General features: G+C 62.6%; 20 protein-coding genes and 1 riboswitch. Of the genes, 14 read left to right on the plus strand and 6 right to left on the minus strand.

Annotated features, from left to right (window positions below; translation table 11 throughout):
* Positions 1-129 precede the first annotated feature (129 nt).
* Both mazG and AD664_RS08680 read left to right on the plus strand, forming a co-directional pair.
* On the plus strand, positions 130-963 hold the full coding sequence (mazG, locus tag AD664_RS08675) for a nucleoside triphosphate pyrophosphohydrolase (RefSeq protein ID WP_053145909.1): 834 nt from the start codon (positions 130-132) through the stop codon (positions 961-963).
* 26 nt (positions 964-989) lie between these two features.
* Entirely contained in the window at positions 990-1,529 is a 540-nt protein-coding gene (locus AD664_RS08680) for a DUF2058 domain-containing protein (RefSeq protein WP_053145911.1), read from the plus strand.
* 126 nt (positions 1,530-1,655) lie between these two features.
* Here the strand turns inward: AD664_RS08680 and AD664_RS08685 are convergent, their stop codons facing one another.
* Positions 1,656-1,850: a hypothetical protein gene (locus AD664_RS08685; RefSeq protein WP_053145913.1), complete on the minus strand. Its 195-nt coding sequence runs from the start codon at positions 1,848-1,850 to the stop codon at positions 1,656-1,658.
* A 383-nt stretch (positions 1,851-2,233) separates the two neighbouring features.
* On the opposite strand from AD664_RS08685, the gene AD664_RS27500 reads away from it, so the two are divergent.
* Positions 2,234-2,716 carry a hypothetical protein gene (locus tag AD664_RS27500; RefSeq protein WP_157061555.1) on the plus strand — a complete coding sequence of 161 codons (483 nt, stop codon included), beginning with the start codon at positions 2,234-2,236 and terminating at the stop codon, positions 2,714-2,716.
* A 122-nt stretch (positions 2,717-2,838) separates the two neighbouring features.
* Here the strand turns inward: AD664_RS27500 and AD664_RS08690 are convergent, their stop codons facing one another.
* The 3 genes from AD664_RS08690 to purM are packed head-to-tail and all read right to left on the minus strand — an operon-like array spanning position 2,839 to position 5,281.
* Entirely contained in the window at positions 2,839-3,552 is a 714-nt protein-coding gene (locus tag AD664_RS08690) for a DUF3108 domain-containing protein (RefSeq protein WP_042728534.1), read from the minus strand.
* A gap of 8 nt (positions 3,553-3,560) precedes the next feature.
* Positions 3,561-4,211 carry a phosphoribosylglycinamide formyltransferase gene (gene purN, locus AD664_RS08695; RefSeq protein ID WP_047739480.1) on the minus strand — a complete coding sequence of 217 codons (651 nt, stop codon included), beginning with the start codon at positions 4,209-4,211 and terminating at the stop codon, positions 3,561-3,563.
* 11 nt (positions 4,212-4,222) lie between these two features.
* Positions 4,223-5,281, minus strand: a complete 1,059-nt coding sequence (gene purM / locus AD664_RS08700; protein ID WP_042728535.1) for a phosphoribosylformylglycinamidine cyclo-ligase — start codon at positions 5,279-5,281, stop codon at positions 4,223-4,225.
* 365 nt (positions 5,282-5,646) lie between these two features.
* On the opposite strand from purM, the gene AD664_RS08705 reads away from it, so the two are divergent.
* The 5 genes from AD664_RS08705 to AD664_RS08725 all read left to right on the plus strand — a co-directional run bounded on the left by AD664_RS08705 (position 5,647) and on the right by AD664_RS08725 (position 10,210).
* Complete coding sequence (locus AD664_RS08705) at positions 5,647-6,705, plus strand: DUF2066 domain-containing protein (protein ID WP_053145915.1); 1,059 nt, start codon at positions 5,647-5,649, stop codon at positions 6,703-6,705.
* Positions 6,706-6,737: 32 nt separating this feature from the next.
* Positions 6,738-7,811, plus strand: coding sequence for an AI-2E family transporter (locus AD664_RS08710; protein WP_042728537.1), 1,074 nt, complete (start codon positions 6,738-6,740; stop codon positions 7,809-7,811).
* A 156-nt stretch (positions 7,812-7,967) separates the two neighbouring features.
* Positions 7,968-8,672 carry a DnaA regulatory inactivator Hda gene (gene hda, locus AD664_RS08715; RefSeq protein ID WP_042728538.1) on the plus strand — a complete coding sequence of 235 codons (705 nt, stop codon included), beginning with the start codon at positions 7,968-7,970 and terminating at the stop codon, positions 8,670-8,672.
* A 212-nt stretch (positions 8,673-8,884) separates the two neighbouring features.
* A complete protein-coding gene (locus AD664_RS08720; protein ID WP_042728539.1) occupies positions 8,885-9,511 on the plus strand; it encodes a C40 family peptidase in 627 nt (208 codons plus the stop codon).
* 165 nt (positions 9,512-9,676) lie between these two features.
* Positions 9,677-10,210, plus strand: coding sequence for a C40 family peptidase (locus AD664_RS08725; RefSeq protein ID WP_053145916.1), 534 nt, complete (start codon positions 9,677-9,679; stop codon positions 10,208-10,210).
* A 144-nt stretch (positions 10,211-10,354) separates the two neighbouring features.
* On the opposite strand, the gene AD664_RS08730 is transcribed toward AD664_RS08725, so the two are convergent.
* Positions 10,355-11,665 (minus strand): sorbosone dehydrogenase family protein, encoded by a 1,311-nt coding sequence (locus tag AD664_RS08730; RefSeq protein ID WP_053145918.1) that lies wholly within the window; start codon positions 11,663-11,665, stop codon positions 10,355-10,357.
* A gap of 67 nt (positions 11,666-11,732) precedes the next feature.
* Entirely contained in the window at positions 11,733-12,317 is a 585-nt protein-coding gene (locus AD664_RS08735) for a hypothetical protein (RefSeq protein WP_047736529.1), read from the minus strand.
* Positions 12,318-12,466: 149 nt separating this feature from the next.
* Positions 12,467-12,704: riboswitch (cobalamin riboswitch) on the plus strand.
* Between the two features lie 79 nt (positions 12,705-12,783).
* Here AD664_RS08735 and cobO point away from each other — a divergent pair.
* The 6 genes from cobO to AD664_RS08765 are packed head-to-tail and all read left to right on the plus strand — an operon-like array spanning position 12,784 to position 18,786.
* A complete protein-coding gene (cobO, locus tag AD664_RS08740) occupies positions 12,784-13,395 on the plus strand; it encodes a cob(I)yrinic acid a,c-diamide adenosyltransferase (protein WP_053145920.1) in 612 nt (203 codons plus the stop codon).
* Positions 13,392-14,801: a cobyrinate a,c-diamide synthase gene (locus AD664_RS08745; RefSeq protein WP_053145922.1), complete on the plus strand. Its 1,410-nt coding sequence runs from the start codon at positions 13,392-13,394 to the stop codon at positions 14,799-14,801. Before cobO ends, AD664_RS08745 begins: the two co-directional genes overlap by 4 nt.
* Positions 14,798-15,448, plus strand: coding sequence for a 5,6-dimethylbenzimidazole synthase (gene bluB / locus AD664_RS08750; RefSeq protein WP_053145924.1), 651 nt, complete (start codon positions 14,798-14,800; stop codon positions 15,446-15,448). The genes AD664_RS08745 and bluB overlap by 4 nt, the downstream gene beginning before the upstream one ends.
* The gene (cbiB, locus tag AD664_RS08755; protein ID WP_042728545.1) at positions 15,445-16,353 is read left to right on the plus strand and encodes an adenosylcobinamide-phosphate synthase CbiB; all 909 of its coding nucleotides are present in this window, start codon (positions 15,445-15,447) and stop codon (positions 16,351-16,353) included. Before bluB ends, cbiB begins: the two co-directional genes overlap by 4 nt.
* Positions 16,346-17,338: a threonine-phosphate decarboxylase CobD gene (gene cobD, locus AD664_RS08760; protein WP_053145926.1), complete on the plus strand. Its 993-nt coding sequence runs from the start codon at positions 16,346-16,348 to the stop codon at positions 17,336-17,338. Before cbiB ends, cobD begins: the two co-directional genes overlap by 8 nt.
* Positions 17,335-18,786 carry a cobyric acid synthase gene (locus AD664_RS08765; RefSeq protein ID WP_053145928.1) on the plus strand — a complete coding sequence of 484 codons (1,452 nt, stop codon included), beginning with the start codon at positions 17,335-17,337 and terminating at the stop codon, positions 18,784-18,786. Before cobD ends, AD664_RS08765 begins: the two co-directional genes overlap by 4 nt.
* Positions 18,787-18,853: the final 67 nt, after the last annotated feature.

Genomic DNA, 18,853 nt, shown 5'->3' on the forward strand with positions numbered 1-18,853 from the left:
CCGACGCGATCAAAAATGTGGGAGCGAGCTTGCTCGCGATGAGGGTCTGGCAGTCAAAGATGCAGTGACTGAAAAGGCGCCATCGCGAGCAAGCTCGCCCCACAGAGATTCATTGGATGGGATGGATTGATGTACAGCCTTGAAGACCTGCTTCACCTGATGAACCGCCTGCGGGATCCGCAGTACGGCTGCCCGTGGGACATCAAGCAAACCTATGCAACCATCGTCCCCCACACCCTGGAAGAAGCCTATGAAGTGGCCGATGCCATCAAGCGCGGGGACTTCGATCACTTGCAGGGTGAGTTGGGCGACCTGCTGTTCCAGGTGGTGTATTACAGCCAGTTGGCGCGGGAAGAAAACCGTTTCGAATTCGCCGGCGTGGTCGACAGCATCACCCGCAAGCTGATTCGTCGCCACCCCCATGTGTTCCCCACCGGCGACCTGTACGCGCCGCTGGATGTGCCGCGCCTGAATGAAGAACAGGTCAAGCAGCGTTGGGAAGCGATCAAGGCAGAGGAGCGGGCCGAGAAAGCCTCGGCGCCCGAGCAATTGTCGTTGCTCGACGATGTGCCCGGTGCCTTGCCGGCGCTGTCGCGCTCGGCGAAATTGCAGAAGCGTGCCGCCCAGGTCGGTTTCGACTGGCCCGGCCCGTTACCGGTGCTCGACAAGGTGCGGGAGGAACTGGACGAAGTGCTTGAAGCCATGGCTGACAACGACGCGGCCGCCATCAGCGACGAGATCGGCGACCTGCTGTTCAGCGTGGTGAACCTGGCCCGCCACCTCAAGGTGGACCCGGAAACAGCCTTGCGCGGCGCCAATGGCAAGTTCGAGCGGCGGTTCCGATTTATCGAACAGGCATTGCGCGACACCCACCGTCCCATGGAAGATTGCACCCTCGAAGAGTTGGACGCCTTGTGGGGCGAAGCCAAACGTCAGGAAAAGAATTTGCCCAGCTGTGGCTGAGGCCGTTGCCTAAGTGAGTAAGCACCATGAGCCTTTCCCTTCGCGACCAGTTGCTCAAAGCAGGGCTGGTCAACCAAAAGCAGGCCAAGCAGGTCGGCAAAGAGAAACAGAAGCAGCAGCGCCTGGCGCACAAAGGCCAGATCGAACTCGATGACTCCCAGCAGCGTGCCGCCCAGGAAGCCATGGCCGAGAAGGTCAAGCGCGACCAGGAGCTTAATCGCCAGCAGCAGGAAAAGGCCGAGCAGAAGGCCCGGGCCGCGCAGATCAAGCAGTTGATCGAAGTTTCGCGCCTGCCGAGGCTGAACACCGAGGATTACTACAACTTCGTCGACGACAAGAAGGTCAAGCGCCTCTCGGTCAACGCCCTGATGCGCAACAAGCTGAGCAGCGGCTCGCTGGCGATCGTCCATCATGCCGGCGGCTATGAAGTGATCCCGCGCGAGGCGGCCCTGAAGATCCAGGAGCGCGACCCCAAGCGCATCGTCCAGCTCAACACCCAGACCGAAGAAGTGGACGCGGACGATCCGTACGCGGCGTATCAGATTCCGGATGATTTGATGTGGTAGATCCGGCAGCTTGAAACAAACTGTGGCGAGGGAGCTTGCTCCCGCTTGAGTGCGAAGCACTCACTAAAAAGGGCTGCTACGCAGCCCAGCGGGAGCAAGCTCCCTCGCCACGGGTTTGCGCATCGTTCAGGATTCTACTGCCTCACCCGAGCGCTGCCGTTCCTGGCACTCCAGCTCGTCTCTATAGCGGTTCGCCTCCGTCTCTGAATGGAACATCCCCACCAGCAAATCCTGTTGATGCACATCCCAGATCCGGATACCCGCCGCAATGGCTTCGTGGGACATATGGGCGTCGTCGCGTTCATTTACTTTCACAGTCATCTTGCAAGCTCCAATCTCTGTCATCTGCAGCAAGGCGTGTGCAGGACTTTGTTATAGGTTTTGATAGCCTGCTAAGTAAATGCCCGAAAGCGTTAAGAAATTTTCATGAAAAGTGCAGCAATCCTGCAGGCTAGGCAGGGCGCGGCATTCGGTCGCAGGTGGTGTTCATGAAGAAGGTTTCATGATGCAGCGAAAGTCCATTCGATCAGATTTTTAGGTGCACCTGTCAACTTTGACAGTTACCCCGCCCCTCAAAACCCTGTTTACTTCCATCCGGCGTGGTGAGATTGGGTGTGTTTGATGGTGCCTGGCGATGCTTGAATTGTTTTCGATATGAAGCAGCCGGGAGGTTTATGGCGGATTGGTAATCAAGGGGTCATATTATGGATTTTTTTAAAGTATTGGTTATTGGCTTTATATTTCTATCTGGCTGCACAGGCAATAATTCATCAATGCAAGCGGATATGCCGAAGGGGGTGATTAAACTATCTGCAAATGAAGATGGGGGCGGCAAGTCTTGTGCGTTAGAAATTAAAGAGACCACTGAAGCGCAATATTTTAATATGGGAGGTACTAGTTGTACGAATGACGAGGCGAGGTATTTTATGCTTGAAAATGTACCTTCGGCCACAGTGATACGATTTGATGATAAAAAATGCGATGATTCAGGTCATAATTGGTATTTTAAAATAAAGACAATTGTTCATCCTACTACTACTCGTCGGATAAATCTCAGGGAGTTGAAGGATGCTTTGGATGGCTCAATTGTAGTCAAGGGGGTTATGCTTGTGGAAAAAAATGAACCGGATGAATATGGTGACGGAAAATTGAGTTGCGTTGTTGTTTGGCGTTCCGCGTTGCCTTGAATTAACCCGGCTCTTATTAAAGGGTGCATGACGCTTATTTTCTATTTGCGCCGATAGGGCGGGCTTGAAATTCGGGCAATAAGAAGCCCCGCATCGGCGGGGCTTCTTATTGCCAGTGTGGATCAGCTGCCTTTCACAGCCTTCCCGTTGACCGTACCGTCCTGGAGCATGATGTTGTACTCCTTGCCGTCGGTCTCGACCTGTTGCAGACGCACCAGCAGGTAGTCCCAGTCCTTGGCGAACCAGAGCACGGTGATGCGCTTGCTTTGCGTCGGGTCGCGCACGCGCTCGACCTTGATCGCGTCGATCTGGCCGGCCTTGGTCTCGACCTTTTCCGAACCCAGCACGCGGAAGTCATAGGTGTCGACTTCGCCGTCGTCGACCACCTGATAACTCATGCTTTTCTTGCCGGCCGCGACGTCGTGCTGCAAGGCCAGTTGATAGGTGGACTTGTCGACCATGCCCCGATTGAGCGGCAGCTTGACTGCATCGCCGCGATCGGTGCCGGTGACCATCTTGGTGTTCCAGTCGAAGTCCAGGTCGGCCTTCTTGGCCTTGCCCAGGCCACCGCGTTCGAAGTGGTAGGACTGGGGCAGCAGGGTGTCCTTGTCCAGGGTCAGGGTGCTTTCTTCGGTCAGGCTGGCGATCATCATCGAAGCCTTGAAGCTCAGCTTCCAGGTGCCGTTGGCTTCCTTGGTCAGGCTGCGTTCGGCGGTGCCGCTCATGGGCAGCTGTTTCCAGTCGGCGGTGTAGCTGGCGGAGAACGGTTGAAGTTCCGAAGCCTGTGCCAGGGGCAGGGCAAGCAGAGCGCAAGCGAAGAGCAGGGCGCGACGCATAAAATCTCCTAGTGTCGAATCAAATGGCCGCTGGCGGCGAGCAACTGGCCGTCCAGTGAGGCCCCACGATCGTCGAGGGTAAGCCGTCCTTCGGCAAACCAACGCACGGCCATCGGGTAGATCTGGTGCTCCCGGGCGTGAACCCGTTGCGCCAGGCTTTGCGGCGTGTCGTGCAACTCTACCGGTATTACTGCCTGTACGACCAGTGGTCCGCCATCGAGTTCCTCGGTGACGAAGTGCACGGAGCAGCCGTGTTCCGTGTCGCCGGCCTCCAGGGCACGCTGGTGAGTGTGTAACCCTTTGTATTTGGGCAGCAGCGAGGGATGGATGTTGAACAGGCGGCCCTGGTAGTGCCGCACGAAGCCGGCGCTGAGGATGCGCATGAAGCCGGCCAGCACCACCAGTTGCGGATTGAAGGTGTCGATCTGTTCGATCAGCGCGGCGTCGAAGGCTTCGCGGCCTTCGAAGGCCTTGTGATCGAGGACGCGGGTGTCGATACCCGCGTCCCTGGCGCGTTGCAGGCCGTAGGCGTCGGCGCGGTTGGAAATCACCGCGCGGATACGGACCGGGCTGTCGCCGGTCCGCGTGCTGTCGATCAGGGCCTGCAGGTTACTGCCGGTGCCGGACAGCAGCACCACGACGTTACAGGTTGCAGGCATCCGTTCGTGCATCAGTGCGCCTTGAGGTTTTGCAGCTCGACCTGGGCAGCGCCTTCGGCGGCGGTGGCGATCTGACCGATCACCCAAGGCTGTTCGCCGGCTTCACGCAGCACGTTCAGGGCGGTTTCGACGTGCTCCTGGGCCACGCAGATGACCATGCCCACGCCGCAGTTCAGCACGCGGTGCATCTCGGTCTCGTCGACGTTGCCTTTCTCTTGCAGCCAGTCGAACACCGCCGGGCGGGTCCAGCTCGCCACGTCGACCACGGCCTGGGCGCCTTTTGGCAGCACGCGCGGGATGTTGTCCAGCAGGCCGCCACCGGTGATGTGGGCCATGGCCTTGACGGCGCCGGTGTCCTTGATCAGCTTGAGCAGAGGCTTGACATAGATGCGGGTCGGGGCCATCAGCAGGTCGGTCAGCGGTTTGCCGTCGAGCTGGGTGTTCTCGATGTCGGCACCCGAGACTTCGATGATCTTGCGGATCAGCGAGTAGCCGTTGGAGTGCGGGCCGGAAGACGGCAGGGCGAGCAGGGCATCGCCGGCGGCGACTTTCGAGCCGTCGATGATCTCGGCTTTCTCGACCACGCCGACGCAGAAGCCGGCCAGGTCGTAGTCTTCGCCTTCGTACATGCCAGGCATTTCAGCGGTTTCGCCCCCCACCAGGGAGCAGCCCGACAGTTCGCAGCCGGCACCGATACCGGTCACGACCTGGGCGGCGGTGTCGACGTTCAGCTTGCCGGTGGCATAGTAATCGAGGAAGAACAGTGGCTCGGCGCCGCAGACCACCAGGTCGTTCACGCACATGGCGACCAGGTCGATGCCGATGCTGTCGTGCTTGTTCAAGTTCAAGGCCAGGCGCAGCTTGGTGCCGACGCCGTCGGTGCCCGACACCAGCACCGGTTGCTTGTAGCCGGCCGGGATCTCGCAGAGGGCGCCGAAACCGCCCAGGCCGCCCATGACTTCCGGGCGCGCAGTGCGCTTGGCGACGCTCTTGATGCGTTCGACCAATGCTTCACCGGCGTCGATGTCTACACCGGCGTCCTTGTAGCTCAGGGAGGGTTGCTTGCTCATGATCCAGGCCTTTAGGGGGGATTTCTGGGTAACGACCGACTGCCGGGGCCATTGAATAACCGTTGTACGAATTATTCCGGATGCCCGACGGTTGCCGGTCTGCGAAGGCGCGCGATTTTATCAGGCTTGTGGGGCAGCGGCCATCCTCGCGCCGACGGGCAGGGACATATCCACGGAAAAAAACCGATATTTCTTATTTTGGTACTGCGCGACGCGGCTGTATAAGGTGTAGCGGTAACCGGCTATGGTGATGACAGTGCGAAACTTCCATCGGGCGGGTGAATGTTTTGCCCGATGCCGTGGTCACAGCCATGCTCAATCTTCTTCACACGGCCTGTTCCAGCCGTTATGTCCGGGAATCTTCCATGCGTTTGTTCAAATTCTTGTCCGTGGGTTGCCTGTCGCTGATCAGCCTGGCGAGCCATGCCGAAACCGTCAATGGCCTCTATCAAGTGTTCGAACCGGTCAGCAACCAGACGCCGGAGGAGCGCAACCAGGCGACGCTGCGCGCCCTGGACACCCTGGTGCTGCGCCTGACCGGCGACGCCAAGGCCACACAGAATCCCGGCCTGGCGGCGGTCCGCAAGGACCCACAGCAAATCATTCTCCAGTACGGCTACGACGCTGGCCCTCCGGAAAGCCTGAAGGTCGACTTCGACCCGGCGAGCACCGACCGTGCGCTGCGCTCGGCGGGGTTGTCGCTGTGGAGCGCGAACCGGCCGTCGATCCTGGGCTGGTGGCTGAACGATTCGGTCGAGGGCTCCAGCCTGGTGGGTGATGGCCAGGCCAGCGCGGCGCCACTACGGCGTGCCGCGCAACATCGGGGCCTGGCGTTGCATCTGCCGCTGGCGGACCTGAGCGAACAGATCGTCGCCACCGCGCCGAACCTGGAAGGCACCGACCCGGCGCCGTTGCAGGCAGCGTCGGAGCGTTACGCGGCGGATGCGTTGCTGGCAGTCCATGCCAAGGAAGAGGGCGGGCAGTGGCACGGCACCTGGCGCCTGTGGCTGGGCGACCAGCGCGAGCAAGGCACGGCCCAAGGGGCCGATCCGGCGGCGCTGGCCGACGCGGTCATGCTGGCGGTGAGCCAACGCCTGGCGCCGCGCTTCGTCGCCAAGCCGGGCCTGGCCAGCGAGCAACTGCTGGAAGTGCAGGGCATGAACCTTGAGCGCTACGCGGCGCTGTCACGCTTGCTCGAGCCGTTCGCTGGGCAGTTGCAGCGGGTCGACGCTGACCGTGTCCTCTATCGGGTCAACGGCAGCGCCGACCAGTTGAAGGCGCAATTGGCCCTGGCGAAACTGCAAGAGGTCCCGGCCGGTGAAGCCCCGGCACCCGCACCGCAGACGCCACCCGCCGTCGATGGCGCGGCCCCGGTGGCGGCGCCGGCACCGGCGCCGACCGCCAATCTGCGTTTTCGCTGGTAGGTTTTCTTTCTTTATATAGCTAGGAGTGGTTCATGGGCGATACGCGGCGTTGGTTCTGGTTGGGTGGGATCGCCCTGCTGTTTGCATTCATCTATCTGCTGCACCCGATCCTCACGCCGTTCCTGGTTGCGTTGCTGCTGGCCTATCTGTTCGATCCGGTGGTCGATCGCCTGGAAAAATTCGGCCTGTCGCGAACCTGGGGCGTGGTGGCGGTGTTCGCCCTGTTCACCTTGATTGTCAGCGCCCTGTTGCTGGTGCTGGTCCCGATGCTCGCCAAGCAGTTGGTGCGCCTGTATGAGTTGGCCCCGCAGATGCTGGACTGGTTGCAGCACACCGCGATGCCATGGGTGCAGTCGAAGCTGGGGCTGGCGGACGGCTTCTGGAAGTTCGACAAGGTCAAGGCGGCGATCAGCGAGCACATGGGCCAGACCACCGACATCGTCGGCGTGGTGCTGAGCCAGGCCACGGCCTCGAGCCTGGCGCTGATCGGCTGGTTGGCGAACGTGGTGCTGATTCCGGTGGTGGCCTTCTACCTGTTGCGGGACTGGGACCTGATGATGGCGAAGATCCGCAGCCTGCTGCCTCGTCATCGCGAAGAACACATCATGGCCCTGACCGGCGAATGCCACGAGGTGCTGGGGGCGTTCGTGCGTGGGCAACTGCTGGTGATGGTCGCGCTGGGCTTCATCTATGCGGCCGGGTTGATGCTGGTTGGGCTGGAACTGGGCCTGTTGATCGGCATGATCGCCGGGTTGGCGGCCATCGTGCCGTACATGGGCTTTGTGATCGGTATCGGCGCGGCGTTGATTGCCGGGTTGTTCCAGTTCGGCGGCGACCTGTATCCCATGGTGGGCATCGTGGCGGTGTTCATGGTGGGCCAGGCGCTGGAAGGCATGGTGCTGACACCGTTGCTGGTGGGCGACCGGATCGGCCTGCATCCGGTGGCGGTGATCTTCGCGATCCTGGCGGGCGGCGAGTTGTTCGGCTTCACCGGGATCCTGCTGGCGCTACCGGTGGCGGCGGTGATCATGGTGCTGGTGCGACACATGCACGACTTGTACAAGGATTCGGACATCTACAGCGGCACCGAAGACCCCGAGCTGTAGGAGCAACGTCAGGAAAACCGTCGATCCCTGATGCTGTCGCTGCAAACCTTTGATTTTGCTCGTGGTCCGGCGCATTGTGCGGTCCGCGCCACGGGTATAAACTTTGCCAACTTTACACAGAGGCCACTCGCGGCTCCCCGCAGCCGTTCAGTCAGCATGAAACCGATTCAGCTGCCCCTAGGTGTGCGTCTGCGTGATGACGCCACCTTTATCAACTACTACCCAGGCGCCAATGCCGCTGCACTCGGCTATGTCGAGCGGCTTTGCGAAGCCGACGCTGGCTGGACCGAGAGTCTGATTTATCTGTGGGGCAAGGACGGAGTAGGGCGCACGCACCTGTTGCAGGCCGCTTGCCTGCGGTTCGAGCAGTTGGGCGAGCCGGCGGTGTACCTGCCGCTGGCCGAGTTGCTGGACCGGGGTGTGGAAATCCTCGACAACCTTGAGCAGTACGAACTGGTCTGCCTGGACGATCTCCAGGCCGTTGCCGGCAAGGCCGACTGGGAAGAAGCCCTGTTCCATCTGTTCAACCGCTTACGCGACAGCGGTCGGCGCTTGCTGATCGCCGCCTCGACGTCGCCACGGGAGCTGCCGGTGAAGCTGGCGGATCTCAAGTCCCGGCTCACCCTGGCACTGATTTTCCAGATGCGCGCGCTGTCCGATGAAGACAAGCTGCGTGCCTTGCAGCTGCGTGCTTCCCGTCGTGGCCTGCACCTGACCGACGAAGTCGGGCATTTCATCCTCACCCGTGGCACCCGCAGCATGAGCGCGCTGTTCGAATTGCTCGAACGTCTCGACCAGGCTTCCCTCCAGGCTCAGCGCAAGCTGACTATTCCTTTTTTGAAAGAAACTTTGGGCTGGTAGAACCGTTGTCTGTAGTGGCCCTTGGCCGTGTCTGGACGCGACGAAACCCGCGGTCCTGCTGGGTTGCAGGCCACGTGACATTTAAAATGGGCTTAAGCGCTTAGATGTAAACGCAAAACCGGGAAGTCACATTTTCATCGATTGAATTTGCAAATGAGGTTGATAGAGGGCATAGTCTCGCCATCTTTACTACTTCAGCCACGGTCGTGCCCATGCTAAATCGCTTCGCACCCCTCGTGCCTCTCGCACTCGTTACCCTGTTGTTCGGTTGCGCTGCCCACACTCCAGTGTCTCAGCAAGTACAACAACCACAGGTTCAGAACACCGTTACCGCCCAGTCTTCCTCCGTGTCCTTCCAGGAAGAAATGGCCAACGACAAAGAGCTGGCAGCGTTCGCCGGCAACAAGCCATACCAGCTTCCGGTGCTGGCCGACAGCATCCTGGAACGCGGCATGTCGTTGATCGGCACCCGTTACCGCTTTGGCGGCACCTCTGAAGCCGGCTTCGATTGCAGCGGTTTCATTGGCTACCTGTTCCGTGAAGAGGCCGGCATGAGCCTGCCACGTTCGACGCGGGAAATGATCAACGTGAACGCCCCGCTGGTAGCGCGTAATCAACTGGAACCCGGTGACCTGCTGTTCTTCAGCACCAGCGGCCGTCGCGGGCGCGTCAGCCACGCCGGTATCTACCTGGGCGACAACCAGTTCATCCATTCCAGCAGCCGCCGCAGCGGTGGCGTTCGAATCGACAGCCTGGGCGACAGCTACTGGAGCAAGACCTTCATCGAAGCCAAGCGCGCCCTCGCCATGGCTCCGACTGTGGTCACCGCTCGCAAGTAAGCGCACAGTTTGTAAGGCAAACTTAAAGTCTTACTTGAAGTTTGCCTCATAGCCGCTAGAATCCATGATCATTGATTGATGGCAATCCGCCTGCGTACCTCGCAGGCGGATTTGTTTTCATGCCCACGGCAGAAAAGCCGCATCCAGATCAGGATTGTTCTGCATATGTCGACGTCGGCCCGCCTTGCTCTCGTGTGTCTCGCCGCGCTGCTCAGCGCTTGCGCCAGCCGTACACCGCCACCCGCGCCGGTACGGGCTCCGGTGGTCTTTGCCCCCTCACAAACCTTTTCTCCAGCCGCTGAAGACGTGCTTTTTCGGGCGCTGGGCCTGGTGGGCACGCCGTATCGCTGGGGCGGCAATACGCCGGATTCGGGGTTTGATTGCAGTGGCCTGATCGGCTACGTCTACCGCGACGCCGCCGGTATCTCGCTGCCGCGTTCCACGCGCGAAATGATCGGCATGCGCGCGCCGGATGTCGGCAAGGAAGCGTTGCAGACCGGTGACCTGGTTTTCTTCGCCACCAATGGCGGCTCACAGGTCAGCCATGCCGGGATCTATGTGGGGGAGGGGCGTTTCGTGCATGCGCCGGCCACGGGTGGGACGGTCAAGCTCGACAGCCTGTCCAAGGCCTATTGGCAGAAAGCCTACCTGGGTGCCAAGCGGGTGTTGCAGCCGGAGCATCTGGCGCGTAATCCCTGACGACTGGAGCTCGTCACAGCCGGATGGATTTTGTGGCGAGGGAGCTTGCTCCCGTTCGGTTGCGTAGCAACCATCAAGCACCGGGGCCGCTGCGCAGCCCAGCGGGAGCAAGCTCCCTCGCCACGGGGTTATTTCAAAGATCGGTCACTTACCCGAAACCCGCCAGATCTTGTTCCCCACGTCGTCAGCCACCAACAGCCCACCCTGCTTATCGATCACTACACCCACCGGCCGGCCTTGGGCTTTCTCGTCGGCATTGAGGAACCCGGTCAGCACATCCACCGGTTGTCCCACCGGCTTGCCGCCGCTGAACGGTACGAAAATCACTTTATAACCACTGTGGGGCTTACGGTTCCAAGAGCCGTGCTGGCCGATGAAAGCGCCTTCGGTGAACGGCGCGGGCAAGTGGCTGCCTTCGGCAAAGGTCAGGCCCAGTGACGCCGTGTGGGGGCCAACGGCGTAGTCCGGGGCGATGGCCTTGGCCACCAGCGCCGGGTTCTGCGGTTCAACGCGCACATCGACGTTCTGCCCGTAGTAGCTGTAAGGCCAGCCATAGAAGGCGCCGTCCTTGACCGAGGTGATGTAGTCCGGCACCAGGTCGCTGCCGATCTCATCCCGCTCGTTCACCGCCGTCCACAGCGCGCCGCTGCTTGGCTCCCAGGCCAGGCCGTTCGGGTTGCGCAGGCCCGAAGCGAAGATGCGGTGGCTGCCGCTGGCCCGATCGACTTCCCAGATCGCCGCCCGGCCTTCTTCGGCCTCCATCCCGTTCTCCGCCACGTTACTGTTCGAGCCGGTGGTGACGTACAACTTGCTGCCGTCGCGACTGGCAATGACGTTTTTGGTCCAGTGATGGTTGAGGGTGCCGCCGGGCAGGTCGACGACCTTGGTCGGTTGGGCGGTGATTTGCGTATCGCCTTCCTTATAGGGGAAGCGAATCAGCCGATCCGTGTCGGCCACGTACAGATCGTTGCCCACCAGGGTCATGCCGAACGGCGAGTTGAGGTTCTCCAGGAAGACGGTGCGGGTTTCGGCGACGCCATCATGATTGGCGTCGCGCAGCAGCGTGATGCGGTTGGGGCTGGGCACCCCGGCACCGGCGCGGCCCATGACCTTCTTCATCACCCAGCCACGGATGCCCTTGGCGTCATCCGGTTTGGGCGGGGCGTTGGTTTCGGCCACCAGCACATCGCCATTGGGCAGGACGTAGAGCCAGCGCGGATGGTCCAGCCCTTCGGCGAACGCGCCCACTTGCAGGCCTGGGGCCGCGGTCGGCTTGGCGCCCTGTGGCCAGCCGATGGCTTCGGCGATGTTGACGGTGGGAATCAGGGTCTTGTTCGGCTCGGGCAGTTTCGGCGCCGGGCCGGTGCCGTCGGACACCTGCAAGGTGGAAGACTCGCCACAGGCGGCGAGCCCGACGGCAAGGGCGAGGATCATTAAATGGGGTGGCTTGAGCATGCTGGCTTCCCTATGAATGCATGTGGTTATTCATAGAGAAGCGTAGATGCCCGTATGGTTCAACCCATCAGCCGTGGGCTTGCTTGAACAGCACGGCAATGCCCGGATGATAATGGCCGCTCTCGTTGCGCAACTTGCGATAGGCGTAGGGGAAGTACCAGGCCACGGCGCAGGTGTTTTCCTTTTGCAGGTCGTCGAGCATGTCCTGCAGTTCTTCCGGCGTGGCGCTCTGCTGGGCTTTTTGCGGCGCCACGAACAGGCAGCCGAGCTTCAAGTCGCTGGCATAGCTGATGCGCTTGGCATCGCTGGTGATTTCGGCCAGAGGCTGGGTCAGGTTCAGGTGGCTGACCTTGGGCCAGCGCTGGGTGGCCTGGATGAAGGCGCGCTCCTCGCTGCTGGCAATGAACAGATCGGCGCTGGCGTTGCGTTCGCCTTCTTCGTTCTGCTTGCGGGTGGGGGTGTCTTGCAGCGTGACCATCTCGGCCATCCAGGCCGCGGCCGACAGCAATCCGAGGTTGGCCTTTTCATCGTGCCAATAGGGTGTGTCGTTATCGCCGCGCAGGGCGTTGTAGCGGTCGATGCAATCAAACCAGCGCTCCAGCATAGGGCGCAGGAATTCCAGCTTCGGATTGCTGATGATCATGCCTTGCATACGTTTTGCCCTCTTATTCTTGTGATATCGGGGTAATGTCCATTTGATATCACTTGCTGCAGCCTGACACAAGATTGGCGTCACTTTATTGATCCGGGCCAATGACCGGTGAACCAGCTTTAATTGACGCTCCACCCCCAACCCTCTAACCTTCGCCGCTTGTTTCAGGTGCTTTGTGGCCATGGCCGACAGAGTGAAACAGGGAAGCCGGTGAGTGCACACGAACCCGGCGCTGCCCCCGCAACGGTAAATGAGTCAAGGTTGCCCACAAGCCACTGTGTCCTAGGATGTGTACGAAATAGTTACATAGCCTAGACATGGGAAGGCGCGCAGCCCGGCACACGCCACTCATGAGCCCGGAGACCGGCCTGATTCATCCAACGGCATCACGGTGGGCGATGCCAGGCTCGTTGCCGTCTCTTTTTCTTGCCTGCCCGCCGTTTCAACCCCAACGGAGAGCTCCCCCATGACCGATACGCCCGATCGCGACGAACGCCACCTGGCGCGCATGCTGCGCAAGAAGGCGGTGATCGACGAACGCATCGCCAACTCGCCGAATGAATGCGGCCTGCTGCTGGTGCTGACCGGCAACGGCAAGGGCAAGAGCAGCTCGGCGTTCGGCATGCTGGCGCGGGCCATGGGCCACGGCATGCAATGCGGCGTGGTGCAGTTCATCAAGGGGCGCAACAGCACCGGCGAGGAACTGTTTTTCCGCCGTTTCCCCGAGCAGGTGCGCTTTCATGTCATGGGCGAAGGCTTCACCTGGGAAACCCAGGACCGCCAGCGCGACATCGCTGCCGCCGAAGCCGCCTGGGCCGTCTCACGGCAATTGCTCAGCGATCCGGCCATCGGCCTGGTGGTGCTCGACGAGTTGAACATCGCCCTCAAGCACGGTTACCTCGACCTCGATCAGGTTCTCAGCGATTTGCAGGCGCGTCCGCCGATGCAGCATGTCGTAGTGACCGGACGCGGCGCCAAGCCTGAGATGATCGAGCTGGCCGACACCGTGACCGAGATGGGCATGGTCAAGCATGCGTTCCAGGCCGGGATCAAGGCGCAGAAGGGCGTCGAACTGTGAGTCATGTCGCCCCGAGCCGCCATTGTCCGGCGGTGCTGATCGCGGCCCCCGCTTCGGGCCAGGGCAAGACCACCGTCACCGCCGCCCTGGCGCGCCTGCATCGCAATCGGGGGCGCAAGGTGCGCGTCTTCAAGTGCGGCCCGGACTTCCTCGACCCGATGATCCTCGAGCGTGCCAGCGGCGCGCCGGTCTACCAGTTGGACATGTGGATGGTCGGCGAGCAGGAAAGCCGGCGACTGCTGTGGGAAGCCGCCGCCGAGGCCGACCTGATCCTGATCGAAGGGGTGATGGGTTTGTTCGACGGCACCCCCTCCAGTGCCGACCTGGCGCGGCATTTCGGCGTGCCGGTGCTGGCGGTGATCGATGGCACGGCCATGGCCCAGACGTTCGGCGCTCTGGCCTTGGGCTTGGCGCGCTATCAGCCGGACTTGCCATTCGCCGGGGTCCTGGCCAACCGCGTCGGCACCCTGCGCCATGCACAATTGCTCGAAGGCAGCCTGACCGAAGGCTTGCGTTGGTACGGCGCACTGTCTCGGGAAACCGGCATCGAACTGCCCAGCCGCCACCTCGGTCTGGTTCAGGCCAGTGAATTGAATGACCTCGACCTGCGCCTCGATGCCGCCGCCGATGCCCTGGCCGGCAGTTGCGAGGTCGCGTTGCCGCCCGCCGTCGAGTTCGCCGCGCCTGAAGTCATCAACCCCGAGCCGTGGCTCGACGGTGTGCGCATTGCCGTGGCCCGCGACGAGGCGTTTGCCTTCACCTACGGCGCGAGTCTCGACCTGCTGCGGGCCATGGGCGCGCAATTGCATTTCTTTTCGCCGATTCATGACACCGAGCTGCCTGAGGCTGACAGCCTTTACTTGCCCGGCGGTTACCCCGAGCTGCACCACGTTGCGTTGGCTGAAAATGCCGCGATGCTGACGGCGATCCGGGCTCATCATGCAGCCGGCAAGCCATTGCTCGCGGAGTGCGGTGGCATGCTGTATCTGCTGGATTGCTTGACCGACGTCGACGGCACCCGCGCTGAACTGCTGGGCTTGCTGGCCGGCGAAGCGCAGATGCAAAAACGCCTGGCGGCCCTGGCGCTGCAATCGGTGGAACTGCCGGAAGGCACCTTGCGCGGGCACACTTATCATCATTCGTTGACCAGCACCGAGCTTGTGCCGATTGCCCGGGGGCACAGTCCCAATGGCGGGCGTGGCGCGGAAGCGGTTTTCCGGCAAGGGCGGATGACGGCTTCCTATGTGCATTTTTATTTTCCGTCCAATCCGCGGGCGATTGCCGCGTTGTTTGCGCCTTATCCTGAGACCGCTATCGCGAGCAAGCTCGCTCCCACAGGGGATCCAGTGATCTCAAGTGCAACGCTAGCCAATGTGGGAGCGGGCTTGCTCGCGAAGAGCCCATGACCGACACCGCTTTCTCCCAGGCCGAACGCGACGCCGTCTACCGTGCCATCGCCGAGCGCCGCGACATGCGCCATTTCAGCGGTGGCACGGTCGAGCCGGCCCTGCTGCGTCGCTTGCTGGAGGCTGCGCACCAGGCGCCCAGCGTCGGCCTGATGCAACCCTGGCGGTTCATCCGTATCAGCGACCGCGCCTTGCGCCGCGACATCCATCGGCTGGTGGAGCAGGAGCGTGTGCGCACCGCCGAGGCCCTGGGCGAGCGCAGCGATGCGTTCATGAAACTCAAGGTCGAAGGCGTCAACGATTGCGCCGAAGTATTGGTGGCAGCGTTGATGGACGACCGCGAGCGGCACATCTTCGGTCGCCGGACCTTGCCGGAAATGGACCTGGCCTCGCTGTCCTGCGCGATCCAGAACCTGTGGCTGGCCTCCCGCGCCGAAGGGCTGGGGATGGGCTGGGTGTCGCTGTTCGAGCCCCAGGCCCTGGCCGACCTGTTGGGGCTGCCCGCTGGTGCCAAGCCGCTGGCGATCCTCTGCCTGGGCCCGGTCGAGGGGTTTTATCCGGCACCGATGCTCGCCCTCGAAGGCTGGGCGCAGCCGCGTCCGCTGAATGAACTGCTGTATGAAAACCGTTGGGGAGTGAGCCCATGAGCGTGGCGTTGCTCAGTGCCGCCGCGGTGGCCCTGGATGCGCTGCTGGGCGAGCCCCGGCGCGGCCATCCACTGGTGGCGTTCGGCGGTTTCGCCGAGCGTATCGAACGGCGTTTCAACGCCGGCGGGCGGGGCTGGCGCAGCCATGGGGTGACGGCCTGGATTATCGCCGTGGTGCCACTGACGCTGCTCGCCACGGCACTTTCCTGGGCACCGATGGTGGGGTGGCTGGTGGAGATCCTGGCGTTGTACTGCGCCCTTGGCCTTCGCAGCCTCGGTGAGCACGTCGAACCGGTGGCCCAGGCGTTGCGCAGCGGCGATCTCGAAAAGGCGCGCCAGCGCGTCGGCTACCTGGTCAGCCGCGAAACCCGCGAGCTGGACGAAACCGCCGTGGCCCGCGCCGCCACCGAATCGGTCCTGGAAAACGGCAGTGACGCGGTGTTCGCCGCGCTGTTCTGGTTCGCCGTGGCCGGCGCGCCCGGCGTGGTGTTGTACCGGTTGAGCAATACCCTCGACGCCATGTGGGGCTACCGCAACGAACGCTTCGAGCGCTTCGGTTGGGCGGCGGCAAAAATCGATGACCTGCTCAACTACATCCCGGCGCGTTTGGTGGCGCTGACCTACGCGCTGCTCGGCAAGACCCGCCTGGCCCTCACGTGCTGGCGCCGCCAGGGCCCGACCTGGGACAGCCCGAATGCCGGGCCGGTGATGGCCGCCGGTGCCGGTGCCCTGGGGGTCGAGCTGGGTGGGGCGGCGGTGTATCACGGCGAGCTGCACCAGCGCCCGCCGCTGGGCGAGGGCGTGCCGGCGAGTGCCGACTCCATCGATCGCGGCTGGCAATTGGTCCAGCGGGGGGTATGGTTGTGGTTGCTGATTCTTTGCCTGGGAGCTGAGTTCTATGCTTGAGCACGGGGGGCGCCTGCGCAACGCGGCCCTGCACTATGGCATCGCCGAGGCTGACTGGCTCGACTTGTCCAGTGGCCTTGCGCCGTGGCCATTCGACGTTCCGCCGATACCGCTGCGCGCCTGGGCACGTTTGCCGGAGACCGATGACGGCCTGGAGCAGGCGGCCTGCGACTACTATGGCGCGGCGCAGGTGTTGCCGGTGGCCGGTTCGCAGATGGCGATCCAACTGCTGCCGCGCTTGCGCCGGGCCGGCAAGGTCGGCGTGTTGTCGCCGTGCTATGCCGAGCACGCCGAGGCCTGGCGGCGCAGCGGCTACATCGTGCGCGAAGTGCTCGAAGCCGAAGTGGATTTCTTCCTCGACAGCCTCGACGTGCTGGTGGTGGTCAACCCGAACAACCCCACCGGTGTGAGCCTGGACCCCGAGCGCCTGCTGGACTGGCATGCCCGGCTGGCCCAGCGCGGGGGCTGGCTGGTGGTGGATGAAGCCTTCATGGACGTCACCCCGCAACACAGCCTGGCCAGGCACAGCCATCAGGTCGGACTGATCGTGCTGCGTTCCTTTGGCAAGTTTTTTGGCCTGGCCGGGGTGCGCCTGGGGTTTGTATTGGCCGAGCGGCATTTGCTCAGGCTGCTCGCCGAACAAGTCGGGCCGTGGGCCGTCAGCGGGCCGACCCGGGTGCTGGGCCAGACGTGCCTGCTGGACACCGCCGCCCAACTGCGCCAGCGCCAACGCTGCGAGCACACCAGCCAGCGCCTGGCCTCCACGCTGGAGCGACATGGCTTCAAGCCCCAGGGCGGTTGCGGATTGTTCCAATGGCTGGTGACCGAACACGCCCAACCGCTTCACGCGTTCATGGCCCGGCGCGGCATTCTCCTGCGCGTGTTCGTAAATACCAGCAGCCTGCGCTTCGGGCTTCCGGCCGATGACCGCGAATTCCTGCGCCTCGAACAGGCTTTAGAGGCCTACGCCAAGGACACGCCATGACCACCTTGATGGTGCAAGGCACCACCTCCGATGCCGGCAAAAGTACCCTGGTCACGGCGCTGTGCCGCTGGGTTAGGCGCCAAGGGATCAGCGTGGTGCCGTTCAAGCCGCAGAACATGGCCCTCAACAGCGCGGTGACGGCCGACGGCGGCGAGATCGGCCGCGCCCAGGCGGTGCAGGCCCAGGCTGCGGGCCTTGAGCCGCACACCGACATGAACCCGGTGCTGCTCAAGCCCAACAGCGACACCGGCGCCCAGGTGATCATCCATGGCCGCGCTGTCACCACCATGAATGCCGTGGCCTATCACGATTACAAGGCCATCGCGATGCAGGCGGTGCTGGCCTCCCACGCGCGCTTGAGCGCGGCCTACCCGGTGGTGATGGTCGAAGGCGCGGGCTCGCCGGCGGAGATCAACCTGCGCGCCGGCGACATCGCCAACATGGGTTTTGCCGAGGCAGTGGACTGCCCCGTGCTGCTGATCGCCGACATCAATCGCGGCGGGGTGTTCGCCCATCTGGTGGGCACTCTGGAACTGCTGTCGCCCAGCGAACAGGCACGGGTCAAGGGCTTCGTCATCAACCGTTTTCGCGGCGACATCGCCTTGCTGCAACCGGGGCTGGACTGGCTGGAGGCGCGTACCGGCAAACCGGTGGTGGGCGTGCTGCCCTACGTGATGGACCTGCACCTGGAAGCCGAGGACGGCCTCGACCAGCGCCAGGCCGACAAGGCCGAACAGGTACTCAAGGTGGTGGTGCCGGTGCTGCCGCGCATCAGCAATCACACCGACTTCGATCCGCTGCGCCTGCACCCGCAGGTCGAGCTGCAATTCATCGGCCCTGGCCAGGCGATCCCGCCGGCCGACCTGATCATCCTGCCGGGCTCCAAAAGCGTGCGCAGCGACCTGGCCTACCTGCGCGCCAACGGCTGGGAAGCCGCGTTGCAGCGGCACTTGCGCTACGGCGGCAAACTGTTGGGCATTTGCGGCGGCTTGCAGATGCTCGGCGAGCAGGTCCACGACCCGTTGGGCCTGGAAGGTGCGGCGGGTTCCAGTGCCGGCCTGGGTTTGCTGGAATTTGAAACGACGCTGGAATGCGAGAAGCAACTGCGCAATGTACGAGGACGGCTGACTCTGGAAGACGCCGAGGTCCGCGGCTATGAGATCCACGCGGGCGTGACCACAGGCCCAGCCTTGGAACACCCGGCGGTGCAACTGGACGATGGCCGTTGCGATGGCGCCCAGAGCCTCGACGGGCAGATCTTTGGTACTTACTTGCATGGACTGTTCGAGTCACCCGAGGCCAGCAGCGCCTTGTTGCGTTGGGCCGGTTTGGCGGATGTGCAGATGGTGGATTACCACGGGTTGCGCGAGCGGGACATCGAGCGGTTGGCGGACCTGGTGGAGCGGCATCTGGATGTAGGGGTGTTGCGTGAACTCTGTGGGATTTGAGGTGGTGCTGCTGGCCTCTTCGCGAGCAAGCCCGCTCCCACAGGGGATCTGCGGTGACCATAAATTT

It is taken from the genome of Pseudomonas sp. P97.38, from assembly GCF_001269745.1.
Taxonomy (GTDB): domain Bacteria; phylum Pseudomonadota; class Gammaproteobacteria; order Pseudomonadales; family Pseudomonadaceae; genus Aquipseudomonas; species Aquipseudomonas chlororaphis_E.

Bases quoted from the DNA above. Each gene is read 5' to 3' on its own strand.
- mazG (WP_053145909.1), top strand. From the start codon at position 130: ATGTACAGCCTTGAAGACCTGCTTCACCTGATGAACCGCCTGCGGGAT.
- AD664_RS08680 (WP_053145911.1), top strand. From the start codon at position 990: ATGAGCCTTTCCCTTCGCGACCAGTTGCTCAAAGCAGGGCTGGTCAAC.
- AD664_RS08685 (WP_053145913.1), bottom strand. From the start codon at position 1,850: ATGACTGTGAAAGTAAATGAACGCGACGACGCCCATATGTCCCACGAA.
- AD664_RS27500 (WP_157061555.1), top strand. From the start codon at position 2,234: ATGGATTTTTTTAAAGTATTGGTTATTGGCTTTATATTTCTATCTGGC.
- AD664_RS08690 (WP_042728534.1), bottom strand. From the start codon at position 3,552: ATGCGTCGCGCCCTGCTCTTCGCTTGCGCTCTGCTTGCCCTGCCCCTG.
- purN (WP_047739480.1), bottom strand. From the start codon at position 4,211: ATGCCTGCAACCTGTAACGTCGTGGTGCTGCTGTCCGGCACCGGCAGT.
- purM (WP_042728535.1), bottom strand. From the start codon at position 5,281: ATGAGCAAGCAACCCTCCCTGAGCTACAAGGACGCCGGTGTAGACATC.
- AD664_RS08705 (WP_053145915.1), top strand. From the start codon at position 5,647: ATGCGTTTGTTCAAATTCTTGTCCGTGGGTTGCCTGTCGCTGATCAGC.
- AD664_RS08710 (WP_042728537.1), top strand. From the start codon at position 6,738: ATGGGCGATACGCGGCGTTGGTTCTGGTTGGGTGGGATCGCCCTGCTG.
- hda (WP_042728538.1), top strand. From the start codon at position 7,968: ATGAAACCGATTCAGCTGCCCCTAGGTGTGCGTCTGCGTGATGACGCC.
- AD664_RS08720 (WP_042728539.1), top strand. From the start codon at position 8,885: ATGCTAAATCGCTTCGCACCCCTCGTGCCTCTCGCACTCGTTACCCTG.
- AD664_RS08725 (WP_053145916.1), top strand. From the start codon at position 9,677: ATGTCGACGTCGGCCCGCCTTGCTCTCGTGTGTCTCGCCGCGCTGCTC.
- AD664_RS08730 (WP_053145918.1), bottom strand. From the start codon at position 11,665: ATGCTCAAGCCACCCCATTTAATGATCCTCGCCCTTGCCGTCGGGCTC.
- AD664_RS08735 (WP_047736529.1), bottom strand. From the start codon at position 12,317: ATGCAAGGCATGATCATCAGCAATCCGAAGCTGGAATTCCTGCGCCCT.
- cobO (WP_053145920.1), top strand. From the start codon at position 12,784: ATGACCGATACGCCCGATCGCGACGAACGCCACCTGGCGCGCATGCTG.
- bluB (WP_053145924.1), top strand. From the start codon at position 14,798: ATGACCGACACCGCTTTCTCCCAGGCCGAACGCGACGCCGTCTACCGT.
- cbiB (WP_042728545.1), top strand. From the start codon at position 15,445: ATGAGCGTGGCGTTGCTCAGTGCCGCCGCGGTGGCCCTGGATGCGCTG.
- cobD (WP_053145926.1), top strand. From the start codon at position 16,346: ATGCTTGAGCACGGGGGGCGCCTGCGCAACGCGGCCCTGCACTATGGC.
- AD664_RS08765 (WP_053145928.1), top strand. From the start codon at position 17,335: ATGACCACCTTGATGGTGCAAGGCACCACCTCCGATGCCGGCAAAAGT.